Source organism: Flavobacterium sp. AC274, from assembly GCF_979258275.1.
On the sequence record NZ_OZ409852.1, the window covers coordinates 3,946,451 to 3,968,947 of the forward strand.

At 33.5% G+C, this 22,497-nt stretch carries 18 protein-coding genes; 4 read left to right on the forward strand and 14 right to left on the reverse strand.

The window, feature by feature from the left end; translation table 11 throughout:
* Window positions 1-6: 6 nt before the first annotated feature.
* Window positions 7-933: a hypothetical protein gene (locus ACZZZT_RS17870; RefSeq protein WP_463461401.1), complete on the reverse strand. Its 927-nt coding sequence runs from the start codon at window positions 931-933 to the stop codon at window positions 7-9.
* A gap of 413 nt (window positions 934-1,346) precedes the next feature.
* Between ACZZZT_RS17870 and ACZZZT_RS17875 the strand changes: the two genes are divergently transcribed.
* Together ACZZZT_RS17875 and ACZZZT_RS17880 are read left to right on the forward strand one after the other, a co-directional pair.
* Window positions 1,347-2,468 (forward strand): hypothetical protein, encoded by a 1,122-nt coding sequence (locus ACZZZT_RS17875; protein ID WP_463461402.1) that lies wholly within the window; start codon window positions 1,347-1,349, stop codon window positions 2,466-2,468.
* A 9-nt stretch (window positions 2,469-2,477) separates the two neighbouring features.
* Window positions 2,478-3,236, forward strand: coding sequence for a porin family protein (locus tag ACZZZT_RS17880; RefSeq protein ID WP_073393827.1), 759 nt, complete (start codon window positions 2,478-2,480; stop codon window positions 3,234-3,236).
* A 339-nt stretch (window positions 3,237-3,575) separates the two neighbouring features.
* Here the strand turns inward: ACZZZT_RS17880 and ACZZZT_RS17885 are convergent, their stop codons facing one another.
* The 4 genes from ACZZZT_RS17885 to ACZZZT_RS17900 form a co-directional block, all read right to left on the reverse strand.
* Window positions 3,576-5,348 carry a RagB/SusD family nutrient uptake outer membrane protein gene (locus tag ACZZZT_RS17885; RefSeq protein WP_463461403.1) on the reverse strand — a complete coding sequence of 591 codons (1,773 nt, stop codon included), beginning with the start codon at window positions 5,346-5,348 and terminating at the stop codon, window positions 3,576-3,578.
* A 6-nt stretch (window positions 5,349-5,354) separates the two neighbouring features.
* A complete protein-coding gene (locus ACZZZT_RS17890) occupies window positions 5,355-8,636 on the reverse strand; it encodes a SusC/RagA family TonB-linked outer membrane protein (protein ID WP_463461404.1) in 3,282 nt (1,093 codons plus the stop codon).
* Between the two features lie 71 nt (window positions 8,637-8,707).
* Window positions 8,708-9,631 carry a FecR family protein gene (locus tag ACZZZT_RS17895; protein WP_463461405.1) on the reverse strand — a complete coding sequence of 308 codons (924 nt, stop codon included), beginning with the start codon at window positions 9,629-9,631 and terminating at the stop codon, window positions 8,708-8,710.
* Window positions 9,632-9,714: 83 nt separating this feature from the next.
* Window positions 9,715-10,239, reverse strand: a complete 525-nt coding sequence (locus ACZZZT_RS17900; protein WP_073393823.1) for an RNA polymerase sigma-70 factor — start codon at window positions 10,237-10,239, stop codon at window positions 9,715-9,717.
* Window positions 10,240-10,502: 263 nt separating this feature from the next.
* Here ACZZZT_RS17900 and ACZZZT_RS17905 point away from each other — a divergent pair, with 263 nt between their 5' ends.
* Window positions 10,503-11,564 (forward strand): phosphatidylinositol-specific phospholipase C1-like protein, encoded by a 1,062-nt coding sequence (locus ACZZZT_RS17905; protein ID WP_463461406.1) that lies wholly within the window; start codon window positions 10,503-10,505, stop codon window positions 11,562-11,564.
* A 321-nt stretch (window positions 11,565-11,885) separates the two neighbouring features.
* Here the strand turns inward: ACZZZT_RS17905 and ACZZZT_RS17910 are convergent, their stop codons facing one another.
* The 7 genes from ACZZZT_RS17910 to ACZZZT_RS17940 form a co-directional block, all read right to left on the reverse strand.
* Window positions 11,886-13,832 (reverse strand): metallophosphoesterase, encoded by a 1,947-nt coding sequence (locus ACZZZT_RS17910; protein ID WP_463461407.1) that lies wholly within the window; start codon window positions 13,830-13,832, stop codon window positions 11,886-11,888.
* 263 nt (window positions 13,833-14,095) lie between these two features.
* Window positions 14,096-14,680 carry a chemotaxis protein CheB gene (locus ACZZZT_RS17915; protein WP_463461408.1) on the reverse strand — a complete coding sequence of 195 codons (585 nt, stop codon included), beginning with the start codon at window positions 14,678-14,680 and terminating at the stop codon, window positions 14,096-14,098.
* Complete coding sequence (locus ACZZZT_RS17920; RefSeq protein ID WP_463461409.1) at window positions 14,662-15,252, reverse strand: CheR family methyltransferase; 591 nt, start codon at window positions 15,250-15,252, stop codon at window positions 14,662-14,664. The genes ACZZZT_RS17915 and ACZZZT_RS17920 overlap by 19 nt, the downstream gene beginning before the upstream one ends.
* A gap of 225 nt (window positions 15,253-15,477) precedes the next feature.
* Window positions 15,478-15,843 (reverse strand): response regulator, encoded by a 366-nt coding sequence (locus ACZZZT_RS17925; protein WP_463461410.1) that lies wholly within the window; start codon window positions 15,841-15,843, stop codon window positions 15,478-15,480.
* 20 nt (window positions 15,844-15,863) lie between these two features.
* The gene (locus ACZZZT_RS17930) at window positions 15,864-19,436 is read right to left on the reverse strand and encodes a response regulator (protein WP_463461411.1); all 3,573 of its coding nucleotides are present in this window, start codon (window positions 19,434-19,436) and stop codon (window positions 15,864-15,866) included.
* 20 nt (window positions 19,437-19,456) lie between these two features.
* On the reverse strand, window positions 19,457-20,287 hold the full coding sequence (locus ACZZZT_RS17935) for a sensor histidine kinase (RefSeq protein ID WP_463461412.1): 831 nt from the start codon (window positions 20,285-20,287) through the stop codon (window positions 19,457-19,459).
* Between the two features lie 56 nt (window positions 20,288-20,343).
* The gene (locus tag ACZZZT_RS17940) at window positions 20,344-20,673 is read right to left on the reverse strand and encodes a response regulator (protein WP_463461413.1); all 330 of its coding nucleotides are present in this window, start codon (window positions 20,671-20,673) and stop codon (window positions 20,344-20,346) included.
* 407 nt (window positions 20,674-21,080) lie between these two features.
* Here ACZZZT_RS17940 and ACZZZT_RS17945 point away from each other — a divergent pair, with 407 nt between their 5' ends.
* Window positions 21,081-21,344 carry a SemiSWEET family sugar transporter gene (locus ACZZZT_RS17945; protein WP_463461414.1) on the forward strand — a complete coding sequence of 88 codons (264 nt, stop codon included), beginning with the start codon at window positions 21,081-21,083 and terminating at the stop codon, window positions 21,342-21,344.
* Between the two features lie 35 nt (window positions 21,345-21,379).
* On the opposite strand, the gene ACZZZT_RS17950 is transcribed toward ACZZZT_RS17945, so the two are convergent.
* Both ACZZZT_RS17950 and ACZZZT_RS17955 read right to left on the reverse strand, forming a co-directional pair.
* Window positions 21,380-21,712, reverse strand: coding sequence for a hypothetical protein (locus tag ACZZZT_RS17950; RefSeq protein ID WP_463461415.1), 333 nt, complete (start codon window positions 21,710-21,712; stop codon window positions 21,380-21,382).
* A 217-nt stretch (window positions 21,713-21,929) separates the two neighbouring features.
* On the reverse strand, window positions 21,930-22,496 hold the full coding sequence (locus ACZZZT_RS17955) for a hypothetical protein (RefSeq protein WP_042564453.1): 567 nt from the start codon (window positions 22,494-22,496) through the stop codon (window positions 21,930-21,932).
* Window position 22,497 lies beyond the last annotated feature (1 nt).

Genomic DNA, 22,497 nt, shown 5'->3' on the forward strand with positions numbered 1-22,497 from the left:
TGATCTCTAAACCTGTTTTTTTGAAATTATTTTATCTACAGAAATAATCTTAACATTAAACTCAGAATTTCCTTTAAACTGTGTCAATAACTTTTGTACATAATCATTTCCTTCTTCAGACAGTAAGCTATTTAAACATTGTGCCTTTCCTGTTAGCAAATCTATAATATTTATATATTTTCTCGGAGTTGTCGCTCCACCTGTTTTTCCGCCTCCGGTTCCAGGAGAATTAATATAACCACCTGTTCCAGATCCTGTCGCTCCTGAAGTTGCACCGGCAATGCTAAAATCTTTTTTTATAGCAATTGGATTTGAAGGGGCACTACCGCCAATTACAACAACTTCATCAAGTTCAATCGCCGGAGCAACTTTGCCTGTTGTGCTGTTAGGCAAAACTACTTTACCATCGGTAGAAATAATCCAAGCTTGTACATCATTAACATAAATTCCATTCTCAAATTTAGCTCCTTTTACAAATCCATATAGTAAATCCCACGTTATTATATATCCACTGTAATAACCCAAATCTTCAAATTGTGGTTTTACATTATAATCATTAGAAACAGTATTCGACTCTGGAAGCAACTCATGCACTACTGCAATATAGTTTTTTTCATCAGGATACAAAAACATCATTTTTTGTCCTTTATAATCCGGATTTTTAAGAATATCGTTAACAGGAACACCAATTGCAAAAGAACCGTCTTCTAATATAATTTCAGAAGACAATTGCCACTGAAATTCTACAGCTTCAAATGCAGGATGAAATTTTTCTTTAGACTTGTAATTTTTAAACCATTCTTTTGCTTTACTAATTTGAATACTCTGATTCACTGACTGATCATATGTCAATGAATCGTCCTGACAGCTAAATAAGGTCATTATCAAACCATACAATATTGTTTTAGAGATTGTTTTTAATTTGGTCTTCATAATTTTTACTGGTTTTAGTTAATAATGTAAATTTTACATTATTGTAAATTTTAGTATTATCAACTAAAGTCATATCCAGCAAAAGTTATTAAGACAACAGAATAAGGTAAAATAGTTTTCTCTCTAAAATATCCATTTTCTTTGTTTTCTGCTTACACTAACGTATACACATAATCCTATATACTAGTACTTTATTAAAACATTAAAAATTATTTTATTAGAAAAATAGTACAAATTCAAGAAAAATTTATTTAACTTTAACAATAATTAACATATAATTCTGGCTACAGAATTCAGAAACATCCTAAAAACTAAACCCAATTATTTCATTTGAAATAACAAGATTTCCAAGATTACATTAGTGCCTATTTATTTTACGCAGTTCTATTAATTAACGTTATAACACTAAGTCAATGAAATACAATAAACTAATATTCGCCTCTTTATTATTTTGCAGTATCCAGATTTTCGGTCAGGTTTATACCGAAAAAATTGTTGGACAAAAAAATCAACAGCTTAAAGACAGCCTTAAAGTAGAAGAATACCCCTATGCCTTACCTATTTGGGGTGAAAAAGTAGCTCAAAAAGGTTACAAACTGCCCTACTCTGCCGGACTTTCGGTTAATTATTTTTGGCAGGATTCTGAGATTGTAATCAATGGTCTTGAAGTTGGTTTTAATAATGGTCCTCAATATAATTTAGATGAAATTGTACGATTTGATAAATCTACTGTAGAAGCCGGAGCCCTGACCATTAGGCCTGATATCTGGCTGCTTCCTTTTTTAAATATTTATGGGATTTTTGGTAAAGGTACATCAACAACAAAAATTAATGCCGGAATATGGGTACCTGACGCCGATAATAACTGGTCGCAAATAGCCAGTTTTAATACAAAAGCAAATTTTGACATCACTACTTTCGGATTTGGGTTAACTCCCACAATTGGTATTGGCGGCGGTTGGCTGGCACTTGATATGAATATGTCCTGGAGCGACGTGAGCGCGTTAGACAAACCTGCTTTTTCTTATGTTTTTGGACCACGATTGGGTAAAACTTTTAAACTACCTAAACCAGACAGAAATATTGCTGTTTGGGTTGGCGGTTTTAGAGTTCATATCTCCGGTGACACACAAGGAAATATTCCTTTCTCGGATATTTTTGATGTAAATGGTCTTCAGGAAAAAGTAGATAACGGTTTTGCAAAAGTTGATGAAAACCAAACTAAAGTCGATAATTGGTGGGATACGTTAACACCTACTCAGCAAAATAATCCGGCAAATATTGCCAAACATAATACTGCAAACCGCGCGCTGGAATCTGCAGGGAACATTTTAACTTCATTGGATGGCGCTATAAGTACAATAGATAATTCATCTGTTCAATATTCGCTTCAAAAAAGACCAAAGGATATGTGGAATTTTATTGTAGGATCTCAATTTCAATACAATAAGCATATTATGTTAAGAGTAGAATGTGGTTTTTTAGGTAGCCGTACTCAGGTTTTAGGTGGTCTTCAATATCGTTTTGGACTTTAATCTATTCTTATGAAAAAAGGTTTATTATTACTCGTCGCTTTCTTTTGTATGACTTCGGCACGATCGCAGGTATTAATTTCCTTGATTTTTGGAGATAAACTCAACTCGCCCTTTTTAGAATTTGGTTTGGATGGCGGTCTTAATTTTTCGACGATTTCTAATATGGAAACTTCAGGAACGGAACTGGGTTTTAATCTTGGTTTTTATTTTGATATTCGGTCTAAAAAAAATCCTGCATGGATGATTAATACCGGAGTTATTGTAAAATCGCCAATGGGTGCGCACGGATTGCCTGTTTATTCTTTAGACGATGCTAATCTGGATAATACATTTGCGGGAGGAAAAGTCGATAGAGAAATTCGGTATTTTAATGTTCCAATTTTAATCAAATATCAATTCAAAAATAATATTTACCTGAAAACCGGTCCGCAATTAGGACTTTTGGCAAAAGCTTTTGATAAATTTCATCAGGAATATAATAAGGAAGATGTTGTTTACAAAAACAATATCAGAGATAAAATACATGTTATTGATGCCGGAATTGCTCTTGGCGCAGGTTATCACATGAATGTTGGAAATGGCTTAAACATTACGGTTCAGTATTATTACGGATTGGTTCCTGTAATGAAAGGCGACGGACCAAACCAATACAATCGATCGTTGTATGTAACCGCCGGAATACCTATTGGAAAAGGAAAAGCTGCTCAAAAAAGAGCAAAAGAAGAAGCTGAAATGTATAAGGTTATTTTGCCTGAGGAGAAAAAATAAGTTTTAATGTAATTTTTAATGTATTCTATCGTGTGTCACCCTGAGCGGAGTCGAAGGGCGCTCCAATTGGAACGTGGGCTTCTCCCGAAGCTTCGGGACGCTCAGCCTGACAAGACAATAAGTAAGCTCCAATCTTTGTCGAGCTACTCGCGGAGATCCTTCCTCCTTCAGGATGACAAGATTGTGGTTACTGCACTGGTTACTTACTCAAAAAGCTTTGTCAAAGTTTAAAACTTTGACAAAGCTGCCGAACAGAAGTTTTAAAACATTTATATAAAGAAAAAACCTGCTCAAATCACGAGCAGGCTTTTTACTAAAAAAATAAACTAACACAAAAACTTAATTATAACCTTGATTTTGTTTAAACAATTTCTGATCTATAACGGTTTGCGGAATTGGAAACACTCTTCTGAAAGGTTGAGAAGCAGCTTTTGCAGTTCCCGCCAAATCAAATTTGCCAAAACGGATGCTTTCCGGTCTTCTTTGTAATTCCCAATATAATTCGAAACCTAATTCTTTATACAATTGCTCTGAATCTAAAGCCGTAAGTGCTATTCCCGGAGCATTTCCGTACAATGATTCTCTTTTTCTGCTGGTACGCAATTTATTCAAGTCATCCATTGCAGGACCTACACTTCCTTTTCTAAAATAAGCCTCAGCTCTCATAGCGTACATTCCACCTAAACGGAATAGCGGAATATCAACATTACTGTTTCCATTTCCTCCTTCAGGATCAAATTCATATTTAAAAACACGAGCTCCCTGATTGATTTCGTTTTGAGCAAAAACAGCCTTAGTAGGATCTGCAAAGGTTAATTTTGGTGTAAAATCCATTTTTGTAGTCGTACTTTTTTCCATAACCAACGGAGAAACTTTAATACGGTTTCCTACCATTTCAAAAGCTGCCGAAGTTAATAATACAGGACCATATTGAGGCCCGTACTGAATACCTCTGTTAAAATGGAACCAAGGCGTAGCTGGACTACTTTTTGGTACAATGTCTGTTGCAGGAACACTTACATCTGTTCCATCATTCATAAACCACGTTCCATCAGCATATTGATAATGTTGTTGAAATCTAGGATCATCATGATTACCATTCCATGAATTATAAAATTCTTCTGTTGTACAAGCTGCATTTGTTCCTCTGTTTCCAGCAGATGTTCTTTGGTTACGCTCCATACACACATACGCAAAACTGTTTGAACCATTACGGATGTAATCTATCTTTTGAGAAATCGCAAAAATAAGTTCTTTTCCATTCTCGTTATCTCTTGCAAAGTTTTTGAAGAAATCACTTTCTAAACTAAATTTTCCTGAATCGATTAATAAAGAAGTGTAATAAATAACACGGTCCATATCTGTTCCTGTACTGCCTGTTACCGCCGCTTCATTAAAATTAAAAGCTGATCCTGCATTGTAACGATCTTTAAATACCGCACGGTTCAAATACATATTAGCTAAAAAAGCATAAGCAGCTTGTTTGGTAAAACGTCCGTGGTGTGTTCTTTGTGTACCAATGTCGGCCAAATCAGGGATTAAAGCTTCAACATCAGTAATTAATTTATCTATCTGAGTATCTGCTTTTAAAATTTGCAAAGGTGCATCTACATTCAATGGATCTCTAAAAGGAGCTTGTCCGTAAAGGTCTAAAGTTGTATAAGTATAATATGCTAAAAGTGCTTTTGCTTCAGCCAAAAACAAAGCCTTTTCAGGAAAAGTATTTTCTTCTGCCGACTTAATTGCAGTCAAAGAACGTGTAATTCCGTTTGTCAGTAAATCCCAGTTACCTACAATGATTGCATTACTGGAACTCCATGTAAATTCATGCATGTCTCTCCATTTTCCACCATCTCCCCAGTCACTTCCGCGAGTTGGCAAAATAGCTTCGTCTGTCGTGTATTCCTGCATGGCAAAAACAGCTCCGTGATCTGTAAAAGTTCCGTCTCCAAGTCTGTCATAAGCTGCGGCAAGCGAACCTGCAGGATCTGTAGCGTCGGTTCCTAATTTTTCATCCAATACAGCTTCATCAAGATCTGTGCAACTATTTAAGAGAAAAATAAAAGAGAATATTGTTAAAATTTTTATGCTAAAAAATGTCTTTGTCTTCATGATAAATTATAATTTTAAAGTTGCTCCAAAACTGAAAGTTCTCGAAGTTGGGTAAGCAGCGTAATCAATACCAATAGATTGGTTTCCACCGTTCGATTTCGGACTGTTGATTAACGGATCGTAACCTGTATAATTTGTAATTGTTATTAAGTTAGACCCTGTTACATAAAGCGTTAATCCGTTTAACCAGCTTACGTTTTTTAAATCAAAATTGTATCCTAAACGCGCTGTATTTAATCTGATAAAATCTGATTTCTCTAAGAAAAGTGTTGATAAAATCGGTGCATTTGTTGCGTTTGCGCCAGACTCATAATATCCTGTAGCAACGTTTCTGTCCGAAGCCAAATTATTGATATTTAAGGCATTCAATCCTGTATTATTCAATAAATAACCACCCGTTTGACCAATGATTGAGAATGAGAAACTAAAGTTTTTATACGTCATATCACTATTAAGTCCGTAATAAAAAGTTGGCAACGCCCCTTCTATAATAATTCTGTCACTGTTATCAATTTTACCGTCCCCGTTTTGATCTTTAAAAATATTTCCACCTTTATCATCAAATCCGGTATGCTCTAACAAATAGAAAGAACCGGCTGCGTAACCGCTTTTGTAAATATTGGCATTTACTCCAGATTGTCCAGGCCCTGAAATAGTTCCTGTTAAGATTTCTGAAACCGGTAAATCTTCAATTTTGTTTCTTAATGTTGCTCCGTTTACATCAACATTCCAGGTAAAATTTTTAGTATTAACTAATTTTGAACCCAACATAATTTCCAAACCTGTATTAACGATTTTTCCGTCAATGTTTGTCCAAACTGTTGTTGTTGGTTTTAAAGGGCTTGACGGAACGTTTAAAATTGCATCTGTAGTTGTTTTGTTAAAATAATCTACAGTTCCGTACAATTTATCACTCCATAAACTAAAATCTACACCTATATTGGCTTGTGTTACCACTTCCCATTTTAAATCAGGATTTGCAGTTCTGGTTACCGAAACTCCGTTTACCAAATTCAAATCATCATACAAATAATATCCGTCAGGTCCAGATAATGAATAACTTGCCTTAGTCAATTTGTTTTGAACTTCCTGATTTCCTGTTTGTCCCCAGCTCGCTCTCAATTTTAAATTGTTTATAGCCGTAACATTTTCAAGGAAGCTTTCTTTAGAAATATTCCATCCCAAAGCAAATGAAGGAAAGTATCCGTATTTATTATTATCACCAAAACGAGTAGAACCATCGGCTCTCATCGAAGCAGTTAAAAGGTATTTATCGTTGAAAGTATAATTCAATCTTCCAAAATAAGACTGTAATTCATTTTCCTGAGCATAACCTGTAGTTCCTGATTGCGTTCCTGCAAAACCAGGATTAATAGATGGTTTTATACCAACTCCCTGAGCAGAAATTCCGTCGATACTGAAACTTGTTCCTGATTTTTCAAATTTTTGATAGGAGAATCCGCCTAAAACCTCAAATTTATGTTTGTCCAACAATAAATTATACGTCAAATAATGCTCAACCAAAGAGTTTTTAGAATCTAAATTATTCTGAACATATTTTCCTTTTGGATTCAAATCGGTTAAGTTTGGATAAATCGTCGTATTACGTTCAGCGCTGGAACGATCTACGCCCACGTTTAATTTATATTCTAATCCGTCGATGATTCTAAAAGAAGCTTCAAAATTTCCTAAAACTCTCAACGTACGCGTTTGATCCTCATAAATACTCAATAAATAAGCAGGATTATAATGCGCGTTCATGTTGAAGTTGGTGTATTTTCCATTAGCATCAAAAACAGATCTTGTTGGGTTTGCCATCAAAGTGTGTACAATTAATTGCCCGTTAGAACCACCGTCATCACTTGTAGGAACTCCATCATCTTTAGTTTCACTCGCTGTAAGATTCACTTTTATTTTTAAACGTTTGTTGTCTAAAAATGATTCCGCCGCATTAATTCTACCCGAAAGACGTTTGAAATTACTGTTACGAATAATTCCTTCCTGATCCATTTGCGCAACAGATGCATAATAATTTCCTGATTCTGTTTGTTTTGCAAAAGACAAAGCGTTGTTTGTAGTAACGGCACTTCTGTAAATTACATCCTGCCAGTCTGTGTTTCCACCATGATCAAAAGCCGGATCTTTAATAGCGCCTCTGTACTCCTCTGCGCTTAAAACATCTAATTTGTGAGCTACTTTCGAAACTCCCATATAAGAATCAAAAGTTAATGTTCCCTCCCCTTTTGATCCTTTTTTTGTTGTAACCAAAACAACTCCGTTAGATCCTCTCGCACCATAAATAGCCGCTGCAGAAGCATCTTTTAAAACTGTAATCGATTCGATATCACTTGTATTCAAAAAGTTTAATGGATTTTTTGCAGATGATGCCCCAAAACCAACATTGCTTCCCGTTGGGCTTACGTCATCGTTAGACAACGGCATTCCATCTACAACAAACAAAGGTGTACTTCCGCTTCTGATAGATCCAACTCCACGAATGGTAACATTTACGCCAGCTCCCGGCTCACCGCTTGTGTTAACAACACGAACACCGGCAACTTTTCCCTGAATTAAATTATCTACAGAAACGTTAACTCCTTGTTTAAAATTTGCAGCTTCTAATTGTGTTACAGCTCCCGTAACATCTTTTTTAGATTGTTTTCCATAACCTACAACCAAAACTTCGCTTAACTCTGATGTATTTGGCTCCAGCTGAATTGTCATGAAATTCTTTTGTACGCCAACCGTTTTTGTTTTATATCCTAAATACGAAACTTCGATCGTTTTTCCTTCTGTAACAGAAAGTTCAAATTCACCATCAAAATTAGAAACAGTAGCATTTTTTGTAGCAGTTTCCAAAACCGTTACACCCGGCATTGGTACTCCGTTTTCGTCAATAATTTTCCCTTTAATTTTAATTTTTTCTGCTTCAGATGTTGTTTTTACGACAACAATTGTTTTCTGAATCAAAACCAATTTTCCGTTAATATTATAATTGAAATTAGCTTTTCTAGAAAGATCACTTAAAATTACATCAACAGATTCGTTGCCATAATTTACCGTATAGGTTGTGTTATCTGCAATAATTGCTTGTCCATAACTAAATTTATAGTCCGTTTTTTTACTCAGTTTTGAAAAAATAGATACTAAAGTTGCTTTTTCTATTTTATTTTCTATTTTTGATTTTTTAAGAACAGTTGTACTGTAACCGCTTTGAACGCACAGTAAAGCCAGAATTAAAAAGAAAATTCCCTTTAGAAGATTTAAATTGATTCGTTTAAAATACATGATTTAAGTTATTGGTTTTTCGATACTTAATTATTAATCGCAGTTGTTCTCAGCAACTGCTTTTTTTGATTTTAGTTCACTTTTACTATTTCGCCATAAACTTTAAATTTTAGGTTTGTGATATAATTGATTTGCTCTAAAACATTTTCTAATGTTGCGTCCTTCTTTATGAACACCGTTAATGGCGTTGCTAATACAAGTTCATTATCGTATTGAAATGAAACTCCGTATTTATATTGTAAAATGGTAATTACCTGTTTAAGTGTAGTTTGGTTTAGCGTTACATCACTCGCATACCAATTGACCAAAAATGATTTGTCTGCCAGTAGTTTAGTTAGTTTTTTATCTTCAAACAAAGCTTCCTGATTGGGAAGCAAATCAACGCTTTGACCATTTGAAGTAACATTTACTTTTCCGGTTACGACAATGACTTCGCATTTTGATTTTGACATTTGAATGTGAAAAGAAGTCCCTACAACCCTGGTTTTAATTTCGCCGGATGCAATAATAAAAGGATGTTTTTTGTCTTTGGCTACTTCAAAAAATGCATTTCCTTTTAGTAAAGAAACTTTTCTTTCGCTTCCGCTAAATTTTTCCGGATACTGAAATAATGAATTTGCTGCCAGATAAATTTTCGAGCCATCACTTAATTGGATAGACTTGGGGATGTCTGCTGTTTTAAATGTTAATTGCTTTTCGATTGAAAAGTCAGGTTTGAAGAAAAATCCCAAACCGGCAAGAAAAAGAATACTGGCAGCGGCCATATATTTTAAATATGAATTGAAGTTTTTCTTCTTCATTGTTCGAAGTTGAATTCCTTCATATATATTTTGAGAAACTTCATTAGAATTTCCCATTACATTATCATCCCATTTTGAATTTTGATATTCGCTTAAAATAAAATCATTCAGCAAATTTTCTTCTGCTTTTGATGTTTTATTTCGAGAGCTTTTATCAACAAGATATTCTAAACTGTGTTTGATTCTTTTTATCATAATACTTATTATTACCTATAAGTACCGGAAACATAAAATCGTACTATCCGGAAATATTATGAAACCATTAACAGAAGGTTATCTTAAAACTTTTGATGTAAAATAATGAATGGAGCAAGCCAGGCAAGGTCTTTCAGGCCTTCGCGCAATTGTTTTAATCCCGAAGAAATTTGATTTTTTACCGTTTGTTTCGATATTCCAAGTTCATCGGCAATTTGATCAATCGTCATATCCTGCATTTTATACATCAGCAAAACTTCTTTTCTTTTTTCTGGAAGTTTGTCTAATAAAGAGTAAAGCAAATCCATCAATTCAGGATCGATCGTTGCAAAATGATCAATTACATAATCTTCGAATTTATCTTCAAGAATTGTCTTGTCGAACTTATTATTTTGGTAATGTTTAAAAACCTGATTTTTTACTGCTCTGAACAAATAAGGTTCGATAGCATTGATTTCGATATCATTTTTTCTTTCCCATAAATCGACAAAAACATCCTGAACAATATTCTGTGCCAAGTCGTTATCCTGAGTCATCGTATACGAAAAAGCCGTTAGCTTTTTCCAGTACAGCGTATACGTTTCTTCAAAAATTTCAGGATTCTTCATAGGTTATCTGGGTGGCATTTGTTGATGTAAAATAATAAAATGTTATACCATTGTTTTTTTCCTGAAGATTATCTTTCAATTAAGAAATCAATAAGCTTGTTTTATTAATACTACGTTTTTGAAATAAAAATGATAATTGATTTGCGATTTCTTTTTCTTTAACTAACACATAAATCAAATACTATTTTTAAATTAGTGTCATCCAAAAAAGGTAATTTTCTTTTGCTGCGTCCTCAGTATTAATAATTTTACACTTAAAAATCATGAAACAAATTTTGTTTACATTATTTCTTGCCGGCGCGATTTCTAACGCTGCTCAGGCACAAAATGACACGCTAAAAATTAACCAATTACAGGTTATTGGTTCTCACAATAGTTACAGACATGCCATTGAAACCGATTTGTACAATACAATTCAGGCAAAAGACACTTCACGTTCTCTAAAAGGCTTACAATACACACACATTAGCCTTACAGATCAATTAAATAAAGGGTTACGCAATCTTGAAATCGATGTTCAGGGCGATGCAAAGGGCGGAAAATATGCGCACCCAAAAGGTTTGGACCTTGCAAAATCTCAGGAAGCTTATGACCCAAACGGCGAAATGAAAAAACCAGGTTTTAAAGTTTTTCATATGATAGATATTGATTTTAGAACATCTTGTTACACACTTCAAAGCTGCCTGGCAGAATTAAAAAAATGGTCTGACGCAAATCCTGATCACGTTCCGGTTTTTATTACGCTGGAACCAAAAGATGACGACAGTTTTTTAGGTACAAAAGCAGAGAAATTTACACCCGAATTGTTTGATGCATTGGATAAAGAACTTCGAAAAGGTTTAGGAAATAAATTGATAACGCCGGATATGGTGCGCGGAAAATACAAGACCCTTGAAGAAGCGGTTTTAAACAACAACTGGCCAACGCTTAAAAAAGCAAAAGGGAAATTCTTGTTTATTTTGGACAACAACGGAGCTAAAAGAGATTTATATGCTCTGAATCATCCATCGTTAAAAGGACGCGCCGTTTTTATTAATGCCGAACCCGGAAAACCGGAAGCTGCAACTTTGTTCCGCAATAACTCTGAAGATCCTACAATTGCCGATTTAGTTAAAAAAGGATATATCATCAGAACCCGTGCAGATTCTGATACTAAAGAAGCACGCAAAAATGATTATTCGCATTTTGAAGCCGCTAAAAAATCTGGAGCACAAATCATAACAACTGATTATTATTTGCCAAGTACGTTTTTCGATTCTCCTTATCAAATAAAATACGATGACGGAACTTATGTGAGGGTTGATCCGATCAATGGAGTTAAATAAGTTTTTTTTGTTTCAGGTTTCAAGTTTCAGGTTTTACGTTATGTAAAGCTTGAAACTTTTTTTTTGAATTGTAGATAAATGGTACGCGGATGACGCGGATTTAAACGGATTGACACTGATTTTTTTATTCTCATTTTATGTCATCCTGAGCGAAGTCGAAGGACACGCAAGAAACTCTCCAATCAAAATCATCAATCTTTGTAGAGCTACTAGCGTGTCCTTCGACTTCGCTCAGGAAGACAATCGATGTGTGAGCATAAAAAAAACAAAAAATCCGCGCTAAACCCGCTTAAATCCGCGTCATCCGCGTGCCATTTTTTCTCATTTCAAACTTTTAATTTTTCCCGTTTTCAAATCAACACTAAAATGATCGGCAGGAACTTCATGCATGAATTTATTGAAGATGATTAAAAATAATCGAAGTTGATTTTGAAGAGGTTTTTCTTTTGAAGTATCTTCTTTATGATTTTCGAAAAACATTTGTGACAGAACTTTGTATTGTTTGGCTCTTTTTTCGCCAACATCGGTCAGAGCCAATTCATCAGCGCTTCTAAAACGATAAAAATCGACCAGAAAATCATAACCCGTCCAGTTTAAATCTTGTTTTTTGATATTGTTTTCGGCTAATATCTTGTTTGTTTTTTGTTCTGCTTCTGCCCATTCTTTTGCAGTACTTTCTTTGTTTTTCAGAATAAAATCAAAGTCTTTATCGGATTGAATATTAGCTAAAACCAATAACTCTGAAGCAGAAATATGCAGGAAAAAATCTTTGAAAGCAGAAGGCCAATCATCTGATAAAAAGCGAAGGCGAACTAATTCTTTCAAATGAAAATCGGTAAAATCGTGGTAGTTTTTGGTTTCTAAAATGGCTTTGTTCCAAATATCTTTAGTATGCTGCGATTCTAAAAACTGATATTCCATTTTATACAGATCAAAAAGTTCATTATAACCTTTCACTTTATCAATTGTAATGGTTTGAATATCTACTAGATTATCTTTTTGAATCGTCAATAATTTATAAGCGGGAATATACGCCGCCAAAGATGGCGTTTGAATATTGACCAATGTATTGCCTTTTGCTGTGGTGCGAATTCCGGTGTCGTTAATGTGCATGTGTCCGCCAAAATGAATTTTTAAACCTGCATCTGCAAAAGTTTGCGCCACTTCTTCAACCGGAACTCTGTTCAATTGCCATTTGTTTGGTCCAAGCAGTTCTTTTATTTCTGCAGAAGCGTCATCATTAAAATCAATCATCGGAAAATGACTAAAAGCAATTAAGGTTTTGCCTTGTTTTTTGGCTTGCGCCGAAATCTCTTCGACCCATTTTATTAAATGTTTTTTATTCGAAAGTACATTATTATATCCGGTGCTGGCTTCTGAGTAATTTTTAGAATCTTTGGCGTCTGCCGTAGCATTTTTCTTGGGAATATAAACATTGCCATCTATCGCCATAAGCCAAAGTCCATCAACTGGTTCAACAACATAGCTTACGTCCGGAACTTCGTAGCCTGGTGCTACTTCATAAACTCTGTTTGATAATTTTGCAGCTTCTGATCCTTTTCCGAAACTATAATTTTCAGCTGTATAAGTTGAAAAAGGTGTTGCCCAGAATTTGTATTTTTCATTAGGATAAAAACCAAAATTTTTCAAGCCTTCTGTAATTCCCAAATAACCCATTTTAGTAATATCGGCTGTTATTACAACAGGCTGTTCAATAGTTAAATTTGGCTTATACAGGCCTTCTTTGCTATAAATGGGCTGGCTTTTACCTTCTTTGCCTAAAAAATCTTCTTTGCCGGATTCCTGTGCAAATGGCCCAACAGGATCGTGATTTCCGGTTGTAATGAAAAATTCAATTCCGTATTTTTTTCTGTATTGATCCAGAATTTCTTCTAATCCGCGCACGTGAATGGGCTGACCATCATCTGTATAATCACCGGGAAGCGCGACGTATTTTATCTTTCGCTTTGCAATATCATCTAGAGCGGCGATAAAAGCAAAATAGTTTTCGTTGAATATTCGGGTCGAATGCAATTGAGATGCCATAGTTCTCAATAAAGTATATTTTCCTGTTTTTGGATTTAAAACACCCCGATAATCATTATCTGAAAATTTACCGAATAAATCCTGCAAATGCACATCTGATAAAAAAGCGATCTGAACACCATCGAGTTTGGTTTGTTTTTGCGCTGAAATAGTATTGATGCAAAGAATAAAAAACAGAAATAGAATTGAATTTTTAGAAAGGGAAAGTATTTTGGAAATCATAGGTTATGTTTTTGCAAATGGAGAATTAGAAAGTTTGGGAATACTTTCATTTGCAATTTTATAGATTATAACCGAGAGTTGGTTTATGGTATCGTTATGGAAATGATAATGTTTAAGACGACGGTTAGCGTCCTGCAAGGTTTTTGAAACCTTGTAGGTTTGATATAGTAATACATAAAAGGTTGTGAAATTTTGCAGGATTGAATATAGTAATACCTACAAGGTTTCGAAAACCTTGCAGGATTGAATATTAAAAAACATAATTATTTATCAATAGAAATTATAAATTTCAATATTTCTTCGGTGCTTAAAATATAATCCGGAGTAGTATTTAAAATGGCATTAGAAGGCATATAAGGCATTTCTGCCGATTTTGGATCCTGAATTACCACGATACCTCCTGCGTTTTGAATGGCTTTTAATCCTTCTGTACCGTCTGTATTGGAGCCTGAAAGTAAAATTCCGATTAGGTTAGAACCATAAACTTCTGCGGCAGATTCGAAAGAAACATCAATGCTTGGTCGGCTGTAATTTACTTTTTCTGAAGTATCGAGGGCAAAAAAATCATCTTTTTCAAATAATAAATGATAGTTTGAAGGTGCAACATAAATAAATCCATGCATTAATTGCACTTTGTCTTCAATAAGTTTTACCTCGGTTTGGGCTTTAAGTGTTATTAATTCTTCGAGGGTCAAATCATCTGTTCCTCTTCGATGCAGGACAATTACGAGCGCAAAAGATTTAAATACGGGCAAATCGGGTAAAATTTGTAATATTGCATTCAAACTTCCCGCCGATCCTCCTATAATAATTACTCTTTTGTTCGATATTATTTTACTTTCCTCCATATTTTCTCTTTCTCTAACTGCTTGTATTTAGTTGTAGATATCGAATATTTTATGGTTTCTTTGGTTCCGAGTGCCAAAAAACCCAAAACTGCTAAACTTGAATCAAATAAATTGATGACTCTTTTTTGTAAATCATTATCAAAATAGATTAAAACGTTGCGGCATAAAATAAAATCAAATTCGTTGAATGAATTATCTGAAACTAGATTATGCTGCGAAAAAACCATTTTTTGGGCCAGTTCATCATTGAATTTTGCAATGCCGTAATTGGCGATATAATAGCTTGAAAAATCTTCCTGCCCGCCAGAATCTCTGTAGTTTTCTGAATATTCTTTCATCATTCGTAAAGGAAAAATACCTTTTTTGGCTGTTTCCAATACTTTCGAATTAATATCGGTGGCATATATCAATGATTTGTGCAAAAGTCCCGCTTCTTTTAACATTATGGCCATCGAATACACTTCTTCGCCGGTGGAACATCCTGCATGCCACAAACGTATGAATGGTTTTGTGGCAAGCAGGGGCAATATTTCGGTTCTGACAATTTTATAAAAAGTCGGATCCCGAAACATTTCTGTAACGTTTACAGTAATTTCGTCAATTAATCTTTTATAATAATCAGAATCGTTTCTAACTTTTGATAAAAACTCATAAAAATTACTGAATCCATCTAAATGATAAAGTCTGTTAACGCGCCTTTTAATGATGCTCTAGAATAACTTCCAAAGTCAAAACCGTAATATTCGTAAATATCATTTATAAGGGTTTCTAACTCAATGTCTTCTATCATAACAATTTTAAATTTTACTTAAAACGTTCATCAATTTATCTACGTCTATAGGCTTTGAAACATAATCATCTGCGCCTGCTTCAAGGCATTTTTCTCTGTCGCCTGTCATAGCCTGGGCTGTAACGGCAACAACTAATGTGTTTTTTCGTGACGGAATATTTTTTATAATCGGAATTGCCTCATAGCCATCCATTTCGGGCATCATCATGTCGATTAAAATAGCGTCGATGTGTTCGTCTGTGTTTAATAATCGTATTGCCTCTTCGGCACTTAAACTAGACAAACAATCAAATGATTTGGCACGCAAAACGTTTACCAAAGCAAATATATTTCTTGAATCGTCATCAATAATCAAGAGTCGTTTTTTCTCCATATCTCTTCAGCAATTATGCATTAAATTTTATCGTATAACCACACACGCAATAGCGACAATAACTGATCTATATCTACAGGTTTTGTAATATAATCTGATGCTCCTGCCTTTATGCACTTTTCTCTGTCGCCTGTCATTGCTTTTGCTGTTACGGCGATTAATGGCAAGGTCAGGAATTTAGGAATTGTTCTTATTTTTTCGGCAGTCTCATAACCGTCCATATTTGGCATCATCATGTCGAGCAAAACAATATCAGTATCGGGATTTTCTTCTAATACCTTTATTGCGTCATTACCATCGAATGCCGTAATTACATTCATTTTAAAGACTTCGAGCGCTTTTGTTAATGAATAAATATTACGAACATCATCATCTACGATCAATACTTTTTTATCATGTAAAATATTGTTTAGTAAATTTAGTTTTTTGTAGCTTTCTTTTTTGCCGTTTTGTCCTTTATTTTCTTCTACTAAATGTAAAAACAACGAAACCTCATCGAGCATTCTTTGGTAAGAATGTGCTGTTTTTACGATAATAGAATCAGCATATTTTTTAATTTTTACTTCTTCTTTAAGCGAAAGGCTTTTTCCTGTAAACACAATTACGGGAAGATTTTCTAATCCCGGGCTTTTTTTAACGCCATCTAAAATTTGATAAGCTTGTTTATCCGGAATTCCCATATCGAGAATCACACAATCAACTTCTGTTTTATTCAATGCTTTTAAACCTTCAGAAACTTCACTTTTTATCTCAGAATTAATATTATAACTTTCTAAGAAATAAGCTAATGCCTTGGCATGTTTAGGGTTGTCTTCGATAATTAAAACCTTTTGGGATTCTTTGGTAATAATATGTTCGATACGCATGAAAACCTCCGGAATTCTATCAAAAGCAACTGGTTTGTCAAGAAAATCAACAGCCCCTTTAAGCAAACTTTCCTGTTTTAGTTTGTGCGATGACATGATATGTACGGGAATGTGTTTGGTTTGAATGTTGTTTTTTAATTCTTCCAAAACTTCCCAACCACTTTTTATTGGCAATTCGATATCCAATAAAATACCTACCGGTTTATACATTAAGGCAAAATTTAGAGCGTAATCCCCGCGAACTGCAACTACAACTTTATATCCATTTTTTCTGCTAAATGCCAAAAGTGATTGTGCAAAATTGATGTCATCTTCTACAATCAAAATAACTTTATCTTCTTCGGTAATTATATCTCTGTCATCTTCAATTTCATCAGGAATTACGGCAGACAAATATTTATTTTTTATCTTTTTCAATTCTTCAGTTTCAACTGTAGAAATTTCCATTGGCGGCGGCGCTTTATCAACAATTATTTTTTTGCTGATTGTTCCGTAAACGGGTAAACATAAAGTAAACGAGCTTCCTTCGCCTTCTTTACTATGCAGAATAATTTCTCCTCTAAGTAATTTTGCCAATTCTCTACTAATGGATAATCCTAGGCCTGTTCCTCCATATTTACGTTTTGTAGAACCGTCTGCTTGTTGGAAAGCTTCAAAAATTAACGGTTGCTTTTCTAACGGAATTCCGATTCCTGTATCTTTTACAATGAAACAGATTACTTTATCATCGTCATCGTTTATTTTTATTTCGACACTTACAGAACCTTTATCTGTAAATTTAATAGCATTTGAAATTAAGTTTTTCAGGATTTGCTCTAATCTCATTTTGTCTGTTTTAATGACAATTGGAGCATCTTTAGACATAATTTCGAATTTGATTCCTTTCTCTTTGGCAACCTGAGAAAATAAACTGGAAAGTGTATCTGTAATTTCTTTAGTAGAAACATCTAAAAATTCAAGCTCCATTTTTCCGGCTTCGATTTTAGATAAATCCAAAATTTCATCAATTAAACCAAGTAAGCTGTTCCCTGAACTCTGAATCACTTTTGCAAATTCAATTTCTTCACTATTCATGCCTTTGCCATTATTTTCAGATAATAATCGGCTTAAAAGTAAAATAGAATTTAAAGGTGTTCTTAATTCGTGCGACATATTTGCCAAAAACTCTGATTTATAACGAGTGGTTAGTTCCAATGCTTCTGATTTCTTTTGAATTTCGTTGTTTCTTTCTTCCAATAAAACACTTCTTTCTGAAAGTTCCTCGTTGGTTTGCTCCAGTTCTTCCTGTTGCACACGAAGTTCTTCTTCAGATGCCTGCAGTTTTTCTGTTTGTGCTTCTAATTCGGCGTTAATTGCTTCTAATTCACTATGCTGAACACGTAATTCTTCTGATTGTGATTGGGTTTCTTCTAACAACTCCATAACACGTTTACGGTTTTGCGTTGATTTGATGGAAATACCAATATTATTTGCTATGGTTCTAAGGAATTCTAAATGCAATTCAGAAAAACCATAAATACTCGCCAGTTCCAATGCTCCTTCTACCCTGTTATCGATCAACGGAACTGCCACAATATGCGTTGGTTTTATTTCGCCCAAAGCATAATTTATATGAATAAAATCTGAAGAAATAGTTCTTAATTCTAAAAGCTCGCCCGAAATAATCGACTGACCTAACAGGCCATCGCCTTTTTGAATCGTTTCTCTGCTTTTTGTCGGAATATAACTGTACCCTGCCGTAAAAGCAAGTTCATCACCTTCTATAACATAAAAAACACCGGCACTGCTGTTTGTATAATGACACAAATATTCGATAACATCTTTTGCGAGTTCTTTCAACGATTTATCACCTAGCATGACATTATTAAGACCTGCAACACCACTTTGTATCCACTCTTTTTCTGATAATAAACTAAAAGATTGTTTTAGCGCACCACTCATGCTATTAAGAGATTCTCCAACGCTTCCCAATGCATCTGCTTTTGTATCGTCTACACGAATATCGTAATTACCATTTGAAATATTTGATGCTATAGAACTGATTGCTTCAATCCTTTGAGCAGTTTCTATATCTTTTTGTTCTAATTCTCTCTGAAGCTCAGAACGTTCGTTGTAATCTTTTAAAATTCTGATTAAAAACACGATCGAAATCAAAAATGCAATAATAAAAGCCACAATAATTAAAATGGTACTATACGTTCCATAACGTTCTGAAGTTTGGTTGCGCTCTTTTAAAAGGGCTTGCTCGCTCAGCTCAATTCGTTTAAAATAAGTACGAAGTTCGTCCATCATGGCTCTTCCTTCGTTTAAGTCGAATGTAGTATTGTTTTTCCCTAGTCGTTTTTTTACAATTTGATTATTTAAGTATTTAAAGAAATTAGATCGAAGGGTTTTTAATTGCAATAAAGCTTTTTGCTGTGACGGATTATCAGTTGTAAGTTCATCTAACTTATCAAAATAACCATTTGACTCTGCTTCATATGCATTATATCTGTTTACAAATTGTTCGTCTCCGGTTATCAGATAGCCTCGCATACTGGTTTGGGCATCTGTAAGCGACGAAGACCCCTGGTTTAAGTTGTAAATAACATCCTGGGTATGGTTGACCCAAAAATTACTTTTCAATAAGTTTTTTATACTAATAAACGATGCCGTAGAACTGATCATTAATACAAGTAATGAAACCAGGGAGCTGATTAGTAAATTTCTTTTAAAGTTGTTTTTCATAAATTGTAATCCGATTTGATTTAGTTTTCGTATTGTAGGGGAAGAATGATAATAAAACTGGCGCCTTTGCCTAATTGACTTTTTGCGGTGATTAATCCGTTGTGTTTATCGACGATTTTTTTTGCAATGGCCAGACCAATCCCGGTACCTTCATAAGTTTGGCGGTCGTTAAGACTTTGAAAGATAATAAAGATGCGGTCGAGATAAATTTCGTCAAAACCTATTCCGTTATCTGTTACAGTAATTCGGCAAAATTTTCCATCAGGAGCAATTTCGCTGTCAAAATCTTTCGTTTTTATTAATTCAGAAGTGATTTCAATAATCGGAATTTCTACATTTCCGGAGAATTTAAGTGCATTTCCAATCAAATTCTGAAAAACCTGACGCAACTGGCTCGGAATACTGTCTATTGTTGGCAGCTGGCTTGTTTTTATAACCGCACATTTACGTTCTATCAAATAATCAAAATCCGACAGAACTTCCTGTAATACAACATTTAAGTCTGTTTTTTCAGGTTTAACTTTTGAGGAAAGTCGCGAGTAAGCAAGCAAGTCTGTAATAAGTGTTTGCATTCTTTCAGCAGCTTTTATGGTTCTGTCCACATAATCAATTCCTTTTGCATCTGTGGTTAAATAAAGCTCTTTTATAATTTTAATAAAGATCTGAATTTTTCGGATTGGCTCATTTAAATCATGAGAAACCACCCAGGCGAATTGCTGCAATTCGTGGTTCTTCATTTCCAGTTCTTCATTTTTAGAAACTAGTTCTTTTGTTCTCTCGCTGATTTTAACTTCTAAATTATCCTGAGCTTCTTTACGAATTTTAATCTCTTTTGAAAGTAAGTCTTTCATGACTTTCAATTGATTTTGCTGATCGTAAATTTTAAGGAAAGTTTTTACTTTTAAGATCAATAAATCAGTGTCAACAGGTTTTGTAATATAATCGACAGCTCCTGTTTCGTAACCTTTAAAAATGTATTTTTTTCGATGCTTATCGCCGATAAAAAGATAACCGGTATGTCTTTGGTGCGTTTATTTCCGGAAAGAATTTTTACTACTTCAAAGCCGTCAAGTCCGGGCATCTGAACATCCATTATTATAAGGCAGTAATTTGTTTTTAGGATTTTCTTTAAAGCTTCTTCTCCAGACTCTGCTGTGTCAACCTCAATATCATGCAGTTCAAGTGTTTTTTTTAAGGCAATTATGTTAGCCCGAATATCATCTACAATTAATATCATTTTATTTGGGGAGTAAAACGTTATGAATTAAATTTTAATTAATTCGGATTAAAATTGATTATATTTTTTAAAAGTTGATTATTCTTTTAAAAAGATTCGCTCAAACTTTCAAATTTATAAAAAAAAGAAGTTCCCTCTTTTATCGTAATTAAAATAAGTTTCATAATTCCCATGTTGAGTTTCAGAATTTCCATTTTAGTGTGATATATAAGATATTAGATTTATCCTGTAAATTCTCAAATCGACTTTTGACGTAGCTATTTTCATTCAAATAAGATAAAATCAGAATTTATTGAGATATTCTTTTATGTATTGAAGTTAAGCTTATCAGAAAAGAAGAATTAAATTTAATCTGGAATTTTGATAGAAAAATTTATCCTGAAAAAATAGATTTAAATAAAGGGCTTATGAATTTAACCGATATTATTGGACTCTTCGCCGGAATCTGTGTAACAATATCCGTTGTGCCACAAATCGTGAAAGTTTGGAAAACAAAAAAAGTAAAACAAATTTCTCTTTTAACTTTCAGTGTTTTAACTTTCGGAATTGCCGTATGGGTTGTTTATGGTATTCTTAAAAATGATATGCCAATTATCATCACCAACAGTGTTTCGTTATGTCTGAATTTGATAATGGTTTACTTTATTATTTATTATGAAAAAGAAAGTTAACTAATAAAAAACAGCTTATAAAAACTGTTTCCTCTTTATCTCATTTTGCTATAAAAATCACTTTCGCGTTTGTATAAATAAATAGCAGGATTCTTTAGATTCTCATTATGAGTTTCTTCTTTAGCATTTGATTTTCGATATAGCTTTTTTGTAGCATAACCTTGTTTTTTCAATATTATATTCGCAGAATTTGAATTTATTTTCAAGCTAAAAAATCCTAAACTGTCTGTTCGGGTTATATTATTGTTAATGATAATTTCTACATTTTTAAGCGGTTTATCTGTGTCATAATCATGAACATTACCTTCAAAGGTGTAGTTTTTGCAACTGCAGAAAAGTAGTATTAGTAAAATGAATTTTATTTTCAATTTATTGTTTTTTGGTTGATATTTTTTGAATTGATTTGTAGGCGGTTTTATTTAGATAGCTGCCATTCTTTTTGTTCACGAGCAGGGCGCTTGTATTAAGTGATCATTATTTGATATAACTTATCTTAAATTAATTTTAGAATAAGAATCCAAAATAGTGTCAGTAGAAGTACTATCAGTAATTATTGTTTTTATTTTGGAAACATTTTTACCTTGATTAAAAATTCTCAGGTTTGTAATCAGAAATAAAAAATGAGATTAATTTACTATCGTAAAATGTAAAACTAATATATCCTGTCCTTTTTTTGTTTACTATAAAAGCCGATATAAAAGCGGCTCTCTCAAGTGGAGTCACTGGTAATCCTGATGCATTTTTATATGAGTTTTTAAAAACTTTCTTAAATTGAGATAATGTCAGGTTTTTAGATAATATGATTTTCTTATTTTTATAATAAATAATTCCAGTTTTTTTAGATAATTCAAAATCAAAATAATCCACAAAAGCCTTATTTTTAGTCATTAATAATGAAACTTCATCATTAGAAAATGAATTGATAAGCTTTGAATTATAATGTAAAGGAATCTTTTCCGTAGTTTTCATTCTTTTTAAATTATTATTCAATTTCCCGTAGATTGTCTCTAAATCTTTGAAATTTTTATATTCAAAATATAATTCCCGATTATCAATTTTAATATTTTTAAACAATATTGTATCATACTTTTTATTTTGAGAAAATAAATTGCTTACAATTAATACAAACCATATTATATAATATTTTTTCATA

Excerpts from the sequence above, each read along its gene's own strand:
- ACZZZT_RS17880 (WP_073393827.1), top strand. The coding sequence starts at position 2,478 with ATGAAAAAAGGTTTATTATTACTCGTCGCTTTCTTTTGTATGACTTCG.
- ACZZZT_RS17910 (WP_463461407.1), bottom strand. The coding sequence starts at position 13,832 with ATGATTTCCAAAATACTTTCCCTTTCTAAAAATTCAATTCTATTTCTG.
- ACZZZT_RS17935 (WP_463461412.1), bottom strand. The coding sequence starts at position 20,287 with ATGAAAGACTTACTTTCAAAAGAGATTAAAATTCGTAAAGAAGCTCAG.
- ACZZZT_RS17885 (WP_463461403.1), bottom strand. The coding sequence starts at position 5,348 with ATGAAGACAAAGACATTTTTTAGCATAAAAATTTTAACAATATTCTCT.
- ACZZZT_RS17915 (WP_463461408.1), bottom strand. The coding sequence starts at position 14,680 with ATGGAGGAAAGTAAAATAATATCGAACAAAAGAGTAATTATTATAGGA.
- ACZZZT_RS17955 (WP_042564453.1), bottom strand. The coding sequence starts at position 22,496 with ATGAAAAAATATTATATAATATGGTTTGTATTAATTGTAAGCAATTTA.
- ACZZZT_RS17895 (WP_463461405.1), bottom strand. The coding sequence starts at position 9,631 with ATGATAAAAAGAATCAAACACAGTTTAGAATATCTTGTTGATAAAAGC.
- ACZZZT_RS17875 (WP_463461402.1), top strand. The coding sequence starts at position 1,347 with ATGAAATACAATAAACTAATATTCGCCTCTTTATTATTTTGCAGTATC.
- ACZZZT_RS17925 (WP_463461410.1), bottom strand. The coding sequence starts at position 15,843 with ATGGAGAAAAAACGACTCTTGATTATTGATGACGATTCAAGAAATATA.
- ACZZZT_RS17930 (WP_463461411.1), bottom strand. The coding sequence starts at position 19,436 with ATGAAAAACAACTTTAAAAGAAATTTACTAATCAGCTCCCTGGTTTCA.
- ACZZZT_RS17900 (WP_073393823.1), bottom strand. The coding sequence starts at position 10,239 with ATGAAGAATCCTGAAATTTTTGAAGAAACGTATACGCTGTACTGGAAA.
- ACZZZT_RS17905 (WP_463461406.1), top strand. The coding sequence starts at position 10,503 with ATGAAACAAATTTTGTTTACATTATTTCTTGCCGGCGCGATTTCTAAC.
- ACZZZT_RS17945 (WP_463461414.1), top strand. The coding sequence starts at position 21,081 with ATGAATTTAACCGATATTATTGGACTCTTCGCCGGAATCTGTGTAACA.
- ACZZZT_RS17890 (WP_463461404.1), bottom strand. The coding sequence starts at position 8,636 with ATGTATTTTAAACGAATCAATTTAAATCTTCTAAAGGGAATTTTCTTT.
- ACZZZT_RS17940 (WP_463461413.1), bottom strand. The coding sequence starts at position 20,673 with ATGATATTAATTGTAGATGATATTCGGGCTAACATAATTGCCTTAAAA.
- ACZZZT_RS17870 (WP_463461401.1), bottom strand. The coding sequence starts at position 933 with ATGAAGACCAAATTAAAAACAATCTCTAAAACAATATTGTATGGTTTG.
- ACZZZT_RS17920 (WP_463461409.1), bottom strand. The coding sequence starts at position 15,252 with ATGTTTCGGGATCCGACTTTTTATAAAATTGTCAGAACCGAAATATTG.